The organism is Vibrio sp. VGrn 2 (assembly GCF_009361695.1).
Classification (GTDB): domain Bacteria; phylum Pseudomonadota; class Gammaproteobacteria; order Enterobacterales; family Vibrionaceae; genus Vibrio; species Vibrio diabolicus.
The window spans coordinates 343,758-357,489 of record NZ_RBWD01000001.1 but is presented as its reverse complement, the minus strand read 5'-3'; the positions used below and the strand labels follow the sequence as shown (position 1 = coordinate 357,489).

16 protein-coding genes are annotated in these 13,732 nt (G+C 45.0%); 13 read left to right on the top strand and 3 right to left on the bottom strand.

Annotation, left to right across the window (positions count from 1 at the left end; translation table 11 throughout):
- The first annotated feature begins 160 nt into the window (after positions 1-160).
- From D8S93_RS01710 to D8S93_RS01675, 8 genes are all read left to right on the top strand, one after another.
- Entirely contained in the window at positions 161-454 is a 294-nt protein-coding gene (locus D8S93_RS01710; protein WP_012841496.1) for a hypothetical protein, read from the top strand.
- A complete protein-coding gene (locus tag D8S93_RS01705) occupies positions 451-900 on the top strand; it encodes a YaiI/YqxD family protein (RefSeq protein WP_152811748.1) in 450 nt (149 codons plus the stop codon). Before D8S93_RS01710 ends, D8S93_RS01705 begins: the two co-directional genes overlap by 4 nt.
- 194 nt (positions 901-1,094) lie before the next feature.
- The gene (locus D8S93_RS01700) at positions 1,095-2,084 is read left to right on the top strand and encodes a ketoacyl-ACP synthase III (protein WP_193387717.1); all 990 of its coding nucleotides are present in this window, start codon (positions 1,095-1,097) and stop codon (positions 2,082-2,084) included.
- Positions 2,081-3,067: an NAD-dependent epimerase/dehydratase family protein gene (locus tag D8S93_RS01695; protein ID WP_152811746.1), complete on the top strand. Its 987-nt coding sequence runs from the start codon at positions 2,081-2,083 to the stop codon at positions 3,065-3,067. Before D8S93_RS01700 ends, D8S93_RS01695 begins: the two co-directional genes overlap by 4 nt.
- Positions 3,036-3,899, top strand: a complete 864-nt coding sequence (locus tag D8S93_RS01690) for an MBL fold metallo-hydrolase (protein ID WP_152811744.1) — start codon at positions 3,036-3,038, stop codon at positions 3,897-3,899. The genes D8S93_RS01695 and D8S93_RS01690 overlap by 32 nt, the downstream gene beginning before the upstream one ends.
- On the top strand, positions 3,896-5,155 hold the full coding sequence (locus D8S93_RS01685; RefSeq protein WP_319802948.1) for a F390 synthetase-related protein: 1,260 nt from the start codon (positions 3,896-3,898) through the stop codon (positions 5,153-5,155). Before D8S93_RS01690 ends, D8S93_RS01685 begins: the two co-directional genes overlap by 4 nt.
- Complete coding sequence (locus D8S93_RS01680) at positions 5,143-6,255, top strand: ATP-grasp domain-containing protein (RefSeq protein ID WP_152811742.1); 1,113 nt, start codon at positions 5,143-5,145, stop codon at positions 6,253-6,255. Before D8S93_RS01685 ends, D8S93_RS01680 begins: the two co-directional genes overlap by 13 nt.
- Positions 6,252-7,325 (top strand): hypothetical protein, encoded by a 1,074-nt coding sequence (locus D8S93_RS01675; protein ID WP_152811740.1) that lies wholly within the window; start codon positions 6,252-6,254, stop codon positions 7,323-7,325. Before D8S93_RS01680 ends, D8S93_RS01675 begins: the two co-directional genes overlap by 4 nt.
- Positions 7,326-7,431: 106 nt before the next feature.
- Here the strand turns inward: D8S93_RS01675 and D8S93_RS01670 are convergent, their stop codons facing one another.
- The 3 genes from D8S93_RS01670 to D8S93_RS01660 form a co-directional block, all read right to left on the bottom strand.
- Positions 7,432-9,018 carry an AbgT family transporter gene (locus D8S93_RS01670; RefSeq protein WP_006742541.1) on the bottom strand — a complete coding sequence of 529 codons (1,587 nt, stop codon included), beginning with the start codon at positions 9,016-9,018 and terminating at the stop codon, positions 7,432-7,434.
- A gap of 230 nt (positions 9,019-9,248) precedes the next feature.
- A complete protein-coding gene (ykgO, locus tag D8S93_RS01665; protein ID WP_009844388.1) occupies positions 9,249-9,374 on the bottom strand; it encodes a type B 50S ribosomal protein L36 in 126 nt (41 codons plus the stop codon).
- Positions 9,375-9,377: 3 nt separating this feature from the next.
- Complete coding sequence (locus tag D8S93_RS01660) at positions 9,378-9,638, bottom strand: type B 50S ribosomal protein L31 (protein ID WP_012841491.1); 261 nt, start codon at positions 9,636-9,638, stop codon at positions 9,378-9,380.
- A gap of 123 nt (positions 9,639-9,761) precedes the next feature.
- Between D8S93_RS01660 and tsaA the strand changes: the two genes are divergently transcribed.
- The 5 genes from tsaA (at position 9,762) to D8S93_RS01635 (ending at position 13,638) form a co-directional block, all read left to right on the top strand.
- Positions 9,762-10,457 carry a tRNA (N6-threonylcarbamoyladenosine(37)-N6)-methyltransferase TrmO gene (gene tsaA, locus D8S93_RS01655; protein ID WP_152811738.1) on the top strand — a complete coding sequence of 232 codons (696 nt, stop codon included), beginning with the start codon at positions 9,762-9,764 and terminating at the stop codon, positions 10,455-10,457.
- A gap of 111 nt (positions 10,458-10,568) precedes the next feature.
- Positions 10,569-12,284 (top strand): proline--tRNA ligase, encoded by a 1,716-nt coding sequence (locus tag D8S93_RS01650; protein WP_152811736.1) that lies wholly within the window; start codon positions 10,569-10,571, stop codon positions 12,282-12,284.
- Between the two features lie 176 nt (positions 12,285-12,460).
- The gene (locus tag D8S93_RS01645) at positions 12,461-13,129 is read left to right on the top strand and encodes a tellurite resistance TerB family protein (protein ID WP_046874978.1); all 669 of its coding nucleotides are present in this window, start codon (positions 12,461-12,463) and stop codon (positions 13,127-13,129) included.
- A 111-nt stretch (positions 13,130-13,240) separates the two neighbouring features.
- Positions 13,241-13,447 (top strand): YaeP family protein, encoded by a 207-nt coding sequence (locus D8S93_RS01640; RefSeq protein ID WP_005391765.1) that lies wholly within the window; start codon positions 13,241-13,243, stop codon positions 13,445-13,447.
- Positions 13,447-13,638, top strand: coding sequence for a DUF4250 domain-containing protein (locus D8S93_RS01635; protein WP_012841490.1), 192 nt, complete (start codon positions 13,447-13,449; stop codon positions 13,636-13,638). Before D8S93_RS01640 ends, D8S93_RS01635 begins: the two co-directional genes overlap by 1 nt.
- The last annotated feature ends 94 nt before the right edge of the window (positions 13,639-13,732 follow it).

The window sequence follows — 13,732 nt, the reverse complement described above, 5'->3', positions numbered from 1 at the left end:
CAATAACTTGATGTTTATAATTTCTATTTTTCCGCTCACGAAATCGTTTTCTCTCACAACCCATGTAAGAGATCTCTCACACCACACATTCCAAATTGCTATTCGCCAAATTAGGGGACTCAACGTATGATGATAGATATATCGTTGTTAAGGATTAAAAATGTTAACTCAAGACGTTACTAAAGAATTAGAAGCGGTAATGGAACAACTGCAACAACAAGGAAAAGAACCAACCGTAGCGTTAGTGAAAGCACGCTTGAAAACGCCCGTCCCAATGCCTGCATTAATCACCGCAATAAAAAGTTGGAAAAGTGCTCAGCGTGTTCCCAAGGTTGAAGTCGCAGCGCAAGCGCATACCGATAATGATCGTCTTGCAGCGCTAGAAAGCACGGTGAAAAAACTAGTCGCTCGCATTGAAGAGCTAGAAGCCAAGCTAAGTGAGAAGTCATCATGAAGTTATGGGTAGATGCAGACGCGTGTCCGAAAGTCATCCGCGAAACCATTGTGCGTGCCGCCGAACGCACGGGGATTGAATGTACGTTTGTCGCCAACCACGTTGTCCCGGTGCCCAAAAGAGACAACATCCACTCGCTGCAAGTTCCAGCTGGATTTGACATCGCTGACAACGAAATCGTTAAGCGTGTGGAGGCCAACGATTTGGTGATCACATCAGATATTCCGCTTGCAGATGAGGTCATCTCTAAAGGCGCTCAAGCCCTCAGTTCACGTGGCGATCTTTATACAAAAGATACTATCAAAGCTCGTCTAAATATCCGCGACTTCATGGAAACCATGCGCTCAAGCGGAATTCAGACTGGTGGTCCCGCTGCGCTTTCCCAAACCGATCGCCGCGAATTTGCGAACCATTTAGATCGTATTTTGGCTAAATTTAGGAAGTAATCCTCACTCTATTCATATTGAGCCAGCAAATCAAAGCCTGGCTCATTCCTGAAAATTCATTTTCAGCATTGCACCCAAAGCGTGCTCTTACTCCCATTTGTTTTGTTCTGTTTATTTTTCATCTCGCTCGCCATAGCTTCAATATGCAACGTGGTTTATTTTGAACGACGTTTTTAATAAATGTATAGAGAATAATGGGCTTTAACATCGTTTCTAGTGGAAGCTATCTGCCAACGAATCAATGGTCAGATCGAGAGATGGATCGCTTCCTAAAATTGGCGCCAGGGACCTGCCGAAATAAATTCGACGTTGAATATCGTCATGTAGCCAATACAAAAGAGACCGCTATTTACATGGCGGTGCAGGCGATAGAGCAGTGTTTAGGAAACATACATACCTTGGGCTCCATTGATCTCCTTATCTACGCCAGCGGCACTCACCATCAGTCTCTGCCCTACGACGCCTCAGCGGTTCTCGCCGCGTTAGACGCTCCAACATGGCTAGAAAGCTTTGATTTGAACAGCACCTGTTTATCATTTCTCTCTGCGCTTGATCTTGCTCAGAGTCTATTCTTCGCAAAACGGTACCGTCGGATTCTCATTGTCACCAGCGAACTCGCTACTGGCATCACACTGAATCGAAATTTTACGCTAAAACCAGAAGTTGCAACCCTATTCGCCGACGGTGCCGCCGCATTTTTGCTCGAAGAACACAACGGTGATGGATTGCTCACCAGTCACTTTGAAACGCATCATACCGGGTATTCATTTTGTCAAATTAAGGGCGGAGGTAGTCATGTCAACCCTCATACCTCAGAGCATCAAGCCTATTTAAAAAGCTGCCAGTTTGAGATGGAGGGCAAAGCACTGTTTAAACATGTGCGTAAAACCTTACCGGCGTTTCTAAAAAAAGGCTTTGACGCCTCTCCGGTAACACTCAGCGATATTGATTATTTTCTTCCGCATCAAGCCAGTGCGCACGGATTAAAAAAACTGCCATCACTCACCGGGTTACCAACCGAGAAAACAGTTAATCACTTTTCGACTTTGGGAAACCAAGTCGCCGCCTCACTCCCAATTAACTTACACTGGCTGCGTAATCAGCCAGAAACAGCAGGAAAACATGTGTTATTAGCTGGCACCGCCGCAGGGTTGTCACTAGGGATGGGAGTGCTAAAACTATGAAGATATTAGTCACTGGTGGCAGTGGGATGTTGGGTAGCGCAATTCTAAGAATGTTTCACCAGCAGCATGAACTGCATTTTACAGCACGAAACACAGTCATCGCTAAACAACTCGCCGAGCAATTCGATGTTATCCCACATATAGTCGATTTAAGAGACCACTCAGCAGTTCATGCGGTATGCCACGGCATGGATGCAATCATCCATTGTGCCGCTCTCTCAAGCCCATGGGGCAAGTGGGAAGCGTTTTATCAAGCCAATGTAGATGCCACCAAAAACCTCGTCAGTGCGGCTAATTCGCATCAAATCTCGCGCTTTATCCATATTTCCTCCACCAGCGTCTATTTTGACCATCAAGACCGTTGGAATATTAGAGAAACCGACGCCATTGCTTCACACTGGTGTAATGATTACGCACACACCAAATACCTATCTGAACTTGAAGCCATAAAAGGCCAAAGCAAAGCGATCATTTTAAGACCGCGTGGCATTTTTGGTCCCAACGATCGCGCGATTATCCCAAGAGTGCTTAAGGCGATAAAAAACAACACTCTGCTTCTGCCATCGGGTAGAAACCCAGTGGTTGATCTAACTTATGTCGACAACGTTGCCCATGCGGCGATGCTCGCTTGCACTCAGGCAGACCGGCTTCAGCATGGTGATGTCTTCAATATTTCCAACAACGAACCAATGCCAATTGAGACTGTTCTACAAGCTTTATGTGTGGGGTTGAACCTAAAAGTAACGTTACAATCATTACCATACGGTGTGGTATCACCATTATTAAAGCTCAGTGAGCAAATACGAAGGCGCTTACCACATCAGCCAGAGCCAAGGCTCACTTCATACAGCGCAGGATTGTTTAACTATCATCAAACTCTGGATATCAGCAAGGCGATAAAAAAACTGAATTACCAACCGCTTTTTTCAATTCAAGAAGGAATACAGCAGTATGCAAACTGGTCTAAAAATAAAAATCTTTGAGGCTGGACACTGCGTACACCCAGGCTTTGTTGTCAAACCAGGCTCTGGTATCAAGCCTAGAGCATTTCCGGCAGCCGTTGCGTTAATTCAACACCCGACACAAGGCAACATCCTGTTTGATACGGGATATCACGAGCACTTTTTTAGCGCGACTCGTCCCTTCCCTGAACGTTTTTATGCTTGGACAACACCTTGCCGCTATCAACAAGAACATGGGATTGTTGCGCAGTTAGCAAAAGAAAATCTCAAACCTCATGATATTGAGCATTTAGTGCTCTCCCACTTTCACGCTGATCACATTGCCGCCGTGTCTGAGTTTTCTCACTCTCAATTGCATTGCCAACAAAAAGGGGTAGATGCGATTACTAAAAGTGGTCGAATTGGAGGCGTAAGAAAAGGATACCTAAAAGCTCTACTTCCTCCACAACTTGAATCTAACTTATTCATTCATCATGATTTTTCTGTACCAATCAGCCAAATTCTTCCTCAGTGCCAAGGTGTTAATTTGCTCTGTAAAGACATGTTCGACGACGGATTCATTTATATGGTTAGCTTGCCAGGCCATGCTGCGGGTCAAGTGGGCCTATTAGTTAAAAGAGAGCAAGGTTGGCTGTTCTTACTTGCCGATGCATGCTGGTTAATCGAGAGCTTGAGTGAAAATATCGATCAGCATTGGCTGGCGAACATGCTTTGCGATGATACAAAAGCCTATAAAAACACCCTCTCCGAGTTGAGAAGTTGCTACCAACAAGCCCACCACGTTGTTCGCTTCGTACCTTCACATTGTCAGGAAACTATCCAGCAGCTAATCAAAGAAGGATGGATTAAGTGAGAACGCTTATCTCAGAATTCTGGCGAACCCGCTACCGCCCTTTCGGCTCAAGGGAACAAGTCGAAACATGGCAGCAACAACACTTAACGCAACACTTGGATTGGGTATGCCGTCATTCACCGTATTACCGCTCTTTTCAGGGTGCACCACTCAGTGATTTCCCTATCATGAATAAGCAAATCATGATGGAGAACCTTTCAGAGTTAAATACGAAGGGCTTAGATGCTGAACAGTTAATGCAGCAGGCACTCAAAGCAGAGCAGTCACGCAACTTTGCCGCTTCGAAAGTTGGCGATGTTACGGTTGGGCTTTCTTCGGGCACATCAGGCATGCGCGGGCTGTTTCTTGCTGACAAGCAGGAAACACAACTGTGGGCCGGCAATATATTGGCTCGCCTTTTGCCCAACCTATGGCAAAAGCACCGAATTGCACTAGCCTTGCGAGCCAACAGCCCACTGTATAAATCCGTCGCGAAAGGGCCTGTCACATTCTTTTATGCCGATTTAACCAAACCTTACCAAGAATGGATAAAAGAGCTGGATGAGTTCCAACCCACGCTTTTGGTTGGTAGTGCGCAAGCTCTTCAGCTCTGCGCCCAGTTCAGCGGTCAATTTGGTCAACCCGCAATTCAACCACAACGGATCATTTCTGGGGCAGAGGTTCTAACCGAGAGTGACCGTCACTATATTTCTCAACGGTTCGACAGCGAACTCCATGAAGTCTATCAATGTACTGAAGGTTTTCTTGCATGTACTGATCAGCATGGACAAATGCGCTGGAATCAAGATGTTGTTTACATCGAAAAACACTGGCTGAATACCGAACGTACTCACTACAGCCCCATCATCACCGATTTTCGTCGTAAAACTCAGCCAATTATTCGTTATCAGCTCGACGATATTATTGAGAATAAACAGGATAATGGCGTATTTGAACCTCTTGGAGCGATTGCCGGACGATGTGGTGATCGCCTCACGCTAAACGCAAACCACGTCCCAGTGACGGTGTTACCAGATCTCATCTACCACGCTATAACACTATCTGCCCAAGGTCGCGTGGATTACCGAATCACCCAAACAGGGTCACAAACCATTCAAATTGAAGCGGATGTTCACCACCATAGGGTTATACATCAAGCCTTGATAAAGTTGTTTGACCAATTACGGCTTGATCCTGTCAGATTTAGTTACCGCCCTGCGCCTATTTGGACGCCAATGAATAAACAACGACGTGTGGTGAACATATGCGGGTCTTAATCACCGGAGCCCGGGCACCAGTTGCACTAGAGTGGGCAACCATGTGTATGCATCATGGACATGAAGTAATTCTCACCGATTCGCTAAAAAAGCCTCTGGGATCATTTTTGCGAGGCATCGAGTCTTATATACCCACCGCTTCACCTCGATTTGCATTTCCCACCTATCAACAGCAGCTCCTAAAAATCATTACTCAGATGCGTATTGATATGGTGATACCCACTTGTGAAGAAGTGTATTACTTGGCTCATTTTGCCAAACAATGCCCAGAAGTAGATTTTTTTCTGCCCAATGTGGCGCTGCTCAATGCCCTGCACAACAAGTTGACCGTCTTTGAACAGCTTCAAGGTTTGCCAGAAATTACACTTCCAAAAACTCGTTTGGTCACTGATAAAAGTGAGATTGGAATTAATAAGAGAACCGTTCTAAAGCCAGTTTACTCTCGGTTTGGCGGGCAAGTAATAAGAGATGTGACAACTCAGTCTATTTCTGCCGCCACGATATCACACCTTTTCCCTTGGGTTCAGCAACAAAAAATCCATGGGACTCCGGTGTGTAACTATGCGATTTTTGAACATGGTGACCTTAAAGCACACCAAGCTTATGTGTCGAAATACTGTGTAAACGGATCGGCCGCCAGTGCTTTTCAGCCGATCTCATGCGATCGACTAGATACATTTATCGCCGCTTTTGGTAAACGTCATACTTATCATGGGCAAGTGTCGTTTGACTTCATCCAATCACAAAATGAACTCTACGTGATTGAGTGTAACCCAAGAGCCACCAGTGGTTTGCACCTACTCTCGTCTCGATGCAATCAACTGCTTCCTAATATGGAGTTTACCAGTCCTTCCAAACAGCGATTGCATCATTTAGGGCCAATAACACTCATCGCTGAAGGTGGGTTATCCCTGTTCAAGGCTCGAACTTGGCAAGATTGGTGGTCTGGAGTGAATGTTATGCAACAGCATAACTTACCGGTCGGGAGCCAAATCCGGAGTGTGTTTGAATTACTCCGGTTAGCTAGGCAGAACAAGGCAAAATGGAGCGCCGCTTCTACCGTTGATATTGAGTGGAATGGAGAGGCGTTGAGATCATGACGCTTTCCTCTCAAGAATGGCATAAAACCTTTATCACTCTTATGCAGTCGAATCCTATTGATGAATGCACAGCAAGCTTCGGTTGCTACTATATCGATGATGTTGCCATTCCCTACTCCGTAACACCAAAAATACCAAACAACTGTTATGCCGTGTCCCCTATGACACTGCTTAGTGGCTACGCCGAAGAAGAGCTTCACAAAGTCAAAAATGTGGCTGTTCGATGGGTATGTAAGCTACTTATTAATATGACTAAACCAATCTTATCATTAGCTGGATTGGATCAAGTCCAAACGCTCAACAATCAGTGCTTGTCCACCAATATGTATAGCGAACAATGGGAATCCTTAAACCTTGATGAACTGCGTCGCGTGGCACTCGATCAATACCCCACCTTTCCCTTGGTGCTTCGCTCCCTCAACCAACTTCAGCACTCACACTTAATTCAGCGATTAGAACAGCAACAATGGCAAAGCTTAGTAACGCGACAAGTGTATTTACTTGAGGATTGGCAAGCCTTCAGCTTCAACCGAGATTTAACGAAAGACTTCAAGCTGTTTAATGATAAAGATTGGCAGTTTAAGCCACTGGCTACTGATGAAGAGTTTCAGCGTGCCAAAGCGTTATATGACATGCTTTACCTTGATAAATACAGCCGGAATAACATCCAGTTTTCAACCCAATATTTAAAACAGGCTAACCAGAATAACTTAGTGCATTTAGTGGGACTATTTTATCAAGAAGAGATGCTGGCTACGTTAGGCATAGTAGAAATTGATAACGACATGACTTGCCCAATTTTTGGCTACGATACCAATAAGCCGCAGAGTTTTGCGCTGTATAGAAGAATATCTGCTTATACCATCCGCCACGCAATGATATGCCAGCGTCGCTTTAATATGAGCTCAGGGGCTCCAGCTTTTAAACGCAACAGAAAAGCCCGGCCAGAAATTGAATTTAGCTATGTTTATATTGCGCACTTACCTTGGTACAAACGCATAATTTGGAAAAGCTTGTGCTGGCTCACTCAGCACTTTTATCGCCCTTTGTTGATGCGTTTTCAGCTATAAATCGACATCTATAATCAGGCAAGCCTGCGTGCACAGTCTCAATCGATAAAAAAGCCTGCGACGTTCGCAGGCTTTTTATAATGGAGCTGTGTGAGGTAACCGTTTTTTACGGTGTGTAGTATGTTGCTGCGCCAGGGCCTACTGGTAAACCAAATACGAATACCCACAGATAGAACAACACACTCCAACCTACAATGAAGCAGATTGAGTAAGGTAGCATGGTCGCGATCAGCGTACCGATACCTAAGTTCTTCATGTAACGAGTTGCTACCGCTAGGATCAAACCAAAGTAGCTCATCATTGGAGTAATGATGTTTGTCGTCGAGTCACCAATTCGGTAAGCAGCCTGAATCGTTTCCGGTGCATAACCAACAAGCATCAACATAGGAACAAAAATCGGTGCCGTCACTGCCCACTGTGCCGATGCCGAACCAATCATTAGGTTGATAAAGCCACACATGAGGATGAAGGCAAAGAACAACATTGGGCCAGTTAAGCCAATTTCTTGCAAGAAGCTAGCGCCAGCAACTGCGAATACCTGACCGAAGTTAGTCCATTTAAAGAAAGCAACGAACTGAGCAGCAAAGAAAACTAATACAATGTACATGCCCATAGAAGACATCGATTTCGCCATTGCATCAATCACATCGCGATCCGTCTTCATCGTGCCAACAACTTTACCAAACACAAAGCCTGGGATAGCAAAGAACACAAAGATGAATGCCACGATACTTTTCAGGAATGGAGAGCCTGCAATTGTACCTGCATCAGAACGTAAGATGCCGTCTGCTGGAACAACCGTCCAAGCAAGCAACGCAGAAACAACCAGTACAGCAACACCTGCTAGTTTTAGGCCTTTCTTCTCAATGTCTGTCAAGCCGCCCATTTTGTCGTTAGACAAATCTTCTGAGGCTTCTTCTTCACTGTATTTGCCAAGCTTTGGCTCAACAATTTTTTCAGTAACAAACGCACCAGTGATTGCAATGAAGAACGTCGAAACAAACATGAAGTACCAGTTAACTTCTGGACCAACAGTGTAAGTTGGGTCAATCATTTGCGCTGCAGTTTCAGTAATACCTGACAGTAGCGGGTCAACCGTACCGATAAGTAGGTTTGCTGAATAACCACCAGATACACCAGCGAATGCCGCAGCAAGGCCTGCAAGTGGGTGACGACCTAGAGAATGGAACAGCATTGCTGCCAGTGGAATAAGTACCACATACCCCAGCTCTGATGCCGTATTTGAAATGATACCAGCGAAAACAACAGTCACTGTTACCATGCGTTGAGATGCGCCCATGACCAAGCCACGCATAGCTGCAGATAGCAAACCAGAGTACTCAGCAATAGCAACACCCAACATCGCAACCAAAACCGTGCCTAAAGGCGCAAAGCCAACAAAGTTTTTCACTAAATTGGTAACGATAAGTTCGAGTCCATCAGCGTTAAGTAAGCTGACGACATGAATCATGCCATCTGCGGCACGACCTTTTGCGCCCTCAGGACGAGGGTCTACAACGGAAACTTCGAAGTATCCTGCAATGCCCGACATCACCAGAATGGCTAAACAGAAAATGGCAAATAGTGTGATCGGGTGAGGTAATAAGTTCCCCAAATATTCGACAGTATCCAAAAAGCGCGTAAACAGCGGCTTCTTAGGCGAGTTTTGTTTAATTGAATCAGATGAACTCATCTGTTCCCTCCTTGTTTTTATTCCTGTGCAAATGTGACAAAAATGTCAAAAAAGCGAGCGAAGGGTACTTGAGTAGAAGGTTAAAGAAAAGCCCTAAATGTTACAAACTGTGACCATTAGAGAGTTTTATAACCAATAATGAACAAAAACGTAGATATTTCATCCATGTAAAACAATTAAGTCAAAATTATCAATTAAACAAAACCATAAGCCAGAAATATGCAGAACGATTACTTCTGCACTGCTTTAAACCTCGGATTCGCCTTACAAATGACATATAGACGCCCTCTTCGTTTTACGATCTGGCAATCCGGATGACGACTTTTTGCACTTTTTAATGATTTGACTACCTTCATGATTTATTCCTTTTCACTCTTAAATTGACCAAAACGACGGTTGAAGTTCGCAATACGACCTTCTGTTTGAACCACTCGCTGTTTACCGGTGTAGTACGGATGGGAGGCTGACGACACATCTAACGTAAAGTAAGGGTAGGTTTTGCCATCTTTCCATTCGATGGTTCTCTCTGTTTTCAACGTAGAACCAACAACGAAGTATTCATCTACGCTGGTGTCGTGGAACACCACTGGACGATATTCAGGGTGGATTCCTGGTTTCATAATACTTTTCCTCTTAATTAAGGTGTTATGTTATAACATTTTAATTAATAATCATTATCAACAAGAAAAGCAAGAGAAATTTGTGATACTTTTCATCTCAATGAATTCTTAAAGATGTCCACCATGTATTCCATTGAACCCATCGGCGTCATTGAGACACCGTACAAAGAAAAGTTTGCAGTACCGCGCCAGCCTCGCTTAGTACCAACAGCGAAAGCACGCGTAAAACTGTTAGGTGCAGCGAATAGCCCCGAAGCAGTACGCGGGCTAGAACAGTTCTCTCACGTTTGGCTGTTATTTTTGTTTGATCAGAATTTGGGAGCAGGTTGGAAGCCAACCGTCCGTCCGCCACGACTAGGCGGCAATGAACGAATAGGTGTCTTTGCCTCACGCTCGACTTTCCGCCCAAACGGAATCGGAATGTCAGCCGTTGAAGTGAAAGGAGTCACTAAGCAAGGCGATCAAATCTATCTTGATTTAGGCAGCGTTGATCTCGTTGATGGGACACCGATTGTAGATATTAAGCCTTATATCCCCTATTCGGATTCTATTTCGGAAGCACAAGGCGGATACGCAGACCAAGAGCCAGAAAAGTCACAAGTCACCTTTTCTGCTCAAGCATTAGCAACGATAGAAAATCGATCCGATACTGACTATGTAAGATCAGTCATTGAACAAGTTCTGGCACAAGATCCTCGTCCTGCATACAAGAAAAGCAAGCCGGACCACAAAGAATATGCGGTAAATTTGTTCGACTTGAACGTAAAGTTCACAGCAACAAGCAACTTAATAACGGTTACCGCTATTGAAAGCTTTTGACAAACGCAATTGGCTGATATTATAGACGGCTAATAAATTTCCCTTTCGGGAACTCCCATACTCCAGCTTATTCAAGCTTGAGTATCTAACTTAAATAAACGGATAAATTTAATGCGTACCAGTAATTATCTTCTTTCTACTCTGAAGGAGACTCCAAACGACGCAGAAGTAGTGAGCCACCAGCTCATGCTACGTGCAGGTATGATCCGTAAGCTGGCTTCAGGTCTATACACCTGGCTACCTACTGGTCTACGTGTACTGCGTAAAGTCGAAAACATCGTTCGTCAAGAAATCGACAATGCAGGCGCAGTCGAAACTTTGATGCCCGTTGTTCAGCCGTTTGAACTATGGGAAGAGACAGGCCGCAGCGAAAAGATGGGTCCTGAGCTACTTCGCTTTACTGACCGTCATGTTCGTCCGTTTGTACTTAGCCCAACCGCTGAAGAAGTGATCACTAGCCTTGTTCGCAATGAAGTGAGCTCTTACAAACAGCTTCCGCTAAACCTGTACCAAATCCAAACCAAATTCCGTGACGAACGTCGTCCACGCTTCGGTGTAATGCGTTCTCGTGAATTCTCAATGATGGATGCGTACAGCTTTGACATTGATAAAGACGGCCTACAAAAGTCATACGACGCAATGCACGATGCTTACTGCAAAGCATTCGATCGCATGGGTCTGGATTACCGTCCTGTACTAGCAGATAGCGGTGCTATCGGTGGTAGCGGCTCTCAAGAGTTCCACGTACTGGCTGAAAGTGGCGAAGACATCATCGCATTCTCTACCGAGTCAGATTACGCGGCAAACATCGAAAAAGCAGAAGCACTAGCTCCAGCCTCTGAAGCAGCGGCACCAACGCAAGAAATGACGTTGGTAGATACGCCGAACGCAAAAACAATCGCTGAATTGGTTGAACAGTTCGAGCTGCCAATTGAAAAAACAGTGAAAACTTTGTTTGTGAAAGCGTCTGACGAAGTTGATGCACCAATCATCGCGCTTATCATTCGTGGCGATCATGAACTGAACGAAGTGAAAGCAGAGAACCTTCCTCAGGTTGCAGCTCCACTGGAAATGGCATCTGAAGAAGAAATTCGTGAGCTTATCGGTGCTGGTCCTGGTTCTCTAGGCCCTGTTGGTCTTAAACTGCCGTTCATCGTTGACCGCAGCGTAGCGGTAATGAGTGATTTCGGTGCGGGCGCGAACATCGATGGCAAACACTACTTCGGCATTAACTGGGGTCGTGACACAGAGCTTGGTCAAGTTGAAGACCTACGCAACGTGGTTGAAGGCGATCCAAGCCCATGTGGTAAAGGCACTATCCAGCTTAAGCGTGGTATCGAAGTTGGCCATATCTTCCAACTTGGCAACGCTTACTCGGCAGCGATGAACTGTGGTGTACTTGGTCCTGATGGTAAGAACGTCATTCTAGAAATGGGCTGTTACGGCATCGGTATCACTCGTGTCGTAGCGGCTGCTATTGAGCAAAACCATGACAAATACGGCATCATCTGGCCAGATGCAATCGCACCATTCCAGGTTGCGATCGTTCCAATGAACATGCACAAGTCAGAAGAAGTAAAAGAAGCCGCTGAGAAGTTGTACGCTGAGCTAACGGCAATGGGCATCGAAGTCCTATTTGACGACCGTAAAGAACGCCCAGGTGTAATGTTCTCTGACATGGAGCTTATTGGTGTACCGCATACCATTATTATCGGTGACCGCTCAATGAAAGAAGGCAACTTCGAATACAAGAACCGTGCTACTGGTGAGAAAACGCCAGTCGCAATGACTGATATTATCGAGCACGTAAAGGCTCAACTAAAGTAAGCGCTCGACGGTTCTCATTTGAAGTAATTTCAAAATAATTAGTAAGGGTTGACTTCGGTCAGCCCTTTTTTATTACTGGGCAACCTTACTACTCCCCTTTAGATCTATTCACTTTGTTAATCTTTGGTTCAGCTTCTTGCTATTAAACTGATTTCATCATCTAAAGGAGGTCAGTTATGGATTTAAAAAGTCTTCTAAACCAAGCACTCAAATCAGACTTACTCAAGCAAGGGGCTGATGCGTTAGGTAAACAAACTAACAACATCAAATCCTCATCAAACTCAAGTAGCCTGAAAACGCTAGGAGCAGGCGCCGTTGGCGGAGGCCTTATCGGCATGCTGATGGGCTCGAAGAAAAGTAAAAAAATGACCAAGAAAATAGGCTCGGGCGCATTAAAAGTCGGTGGCGCTGCTGCGCTTGGAGCATTAGCCTACAAAGTTTATAACGACTGGCAAGCCAAACAGTCCGGTCAAGGTGTTCATGAGACCTTTGACCCCGATGACAGCAAACACAGTGTACTAATTTTAAAAGCAATGATTGGAGCCGCAAAAGCCGATGGCCATGTCGATGAAGAGGAAATGGCCCGCATCGAGCAAGCCCTCGCAGATATGGGCGCAGATGAGCACGTACGTCAGCTCGTTCAGCAAGAACTAAACAAACCGCTCGATCCTGCTGAAATTGCTAATCAGGCGACCTCTCCCCAGCAAGCGTCAGAAATTTATCTCGCATCTTTGATTGTTGCTGATGAGCAAAACTTCATGGAAAAAGCGTATTTGCAAGAACTGGCAAAACAGCTTCAGCTTTCACCAGAAGTCACTCAGCAGTTAGAAGTACAAATGCAGTGATTAAATCTCGCTCAAGCAACTCCTCAACTTGAGCCAAAACAACTCTGCACTTTGAGTTTCAAATCTGCTGTGTGTATATTGAGATAAGTTATCATTTAGTGGAAAGAAAACATGCAAGTATACGGCTGTTGTGAACTGGTTCGTGAGCTTTATGCTCAAATTGGTAGTGGCGATCAAGCTTACATTCCTCAGGCAATTTCATGTGCTGTTAAAGCGCTGAACGATGTTGCGGCGGATGAGTCTCTGCCTAAAGAAGTGCGTGAAAAAGCGGCATTTGCTGCAGCAAACCTACTGATTTCAGATTTTGAGGATAAGTAATGAATCTAGCTAACTTTGAATCCATGGATCCTGTCATGCTCATGAGCATTGTAAATATGAAGCTACGCGACGACTTCGGTGGTGACTTAGATAAACTGGTAGCTTTCTTCGATATCGATCGCACAGCACTAGAAGCAAAACTGGCTTCTGCTGGTTTTGACTTTCTTCCAGAAGCAGGACAATTCCGTTAACCCGCTGCAATCACCGCGGGTAACTGAAACTGGGAATAACCAACATGAAAAAGGGCTTGATGATCACTCATCAAGCCCTTCTCTTTTGTCCAAT

Bases quoted from the DNA above. Each gene is read 5' to 3' on its own strand.
- D8S93_RS01660 (WP_012841491.1), bottom strand. From the start codon at position 9,638: ATGAAACCAGGAATCCACCCTGAATATCGTCCAGTGGTGTTCCACGAC.
- D8S93_RS01680 (WP_152811742.1), top strand. From the start codon at position 5,143: ATGCGGGTCTTAATCACCGGAGCCCGGGCACCAGTTGCACTAGAGTGG.
- ykgO (WP_009844388.1), bottom strand. From the start codon at position 9,374: ATGAAGGTAGTCAAATCATTAAAAAGTGCAAAAAGTCGTCATCCGGAT.
- D8S93_RS01635 (WP_012841490.1), top strand. From the start codon at position 13,447: ATGAATCTAGCTAACTTTGAATCCATGGATCCTGTCATGCTCATGAGC.
- D8S93_RS01645 (WP_046874978.1), top strand. From the start codon at position 12,461: ATGGATTTAAAAAGTCTTCTAAACCAAGCACTCAAATCAGACTTACTC.
- D8S93_RS01700 (WP_193387717.1), top strand. From the start codon at position 1,095: ATGGGCTTTAACATCGTTTCTAGTGGAAGCTATCTGCCAACGAATCAA.
- tsaA (WP_152811738.1), top strand. From the start codon at position 9,762: ATGTATTCCATTGAACCCATCGGCGTCATTGAGACACCGTACAAAGAA.
- D8S93_RS01650 (WP_152811736.1), top strand. From the start codon at position 10,569: ATGCGTACCAGTAATTATCTTCTTTCTACTCTGAAGGAGACTCCAAAC.
- D8S93_RS01670 (WP_006742541.1), bottom strand. From the start codon at position 9,018: ATGAGTTCATCTGATTCAATTAAACAAAACTCGCCTAAGAAGCCGCTG.
- D8S93_RS01690 (WP_152811744.1), top strand. From the start codon at position 3,036: ATGCAAACTGGTCTAAAAATAAAAATCTTTGAGGCTGGACACTGCGTA.
- D8S93_RS01705 (WP_152811748.1), top strand. From the start codon at position 451: ATGAAGTTATGGGTAGATGCAGACGCGTGTCCGAAAGTCATCCGCGAA.
- D8S93_RS01640 (WP_005391765.1), top strand. From the start codon at position 13,241: ATGCAAGTATACGGCTGTTGTGAACTGGTTCGTGAGCTTTATGCTCAA.
- D8S93_RS01695 (WP_152811746.1), top strand. From the start codon at position 2,081: ATGAAGATATTAGTCACTGGTGGCAGTGGGATGTTGGGTAGCGCAATT.
- D8S93_RS01675 (WP_152811740.1), top strand. From the start codon at position 6,252: ATGACGCTTTCCTCTCAAGAATGGCATAAAACCTTTATCACTCTTATG.
- D8S93_RS01710 (WP_012841496.1), top strand. From the start codon at position 161: ATGTTAACTCAAGACGTTACTAAAGAATTAGAAGCGGTAATGGAACAA.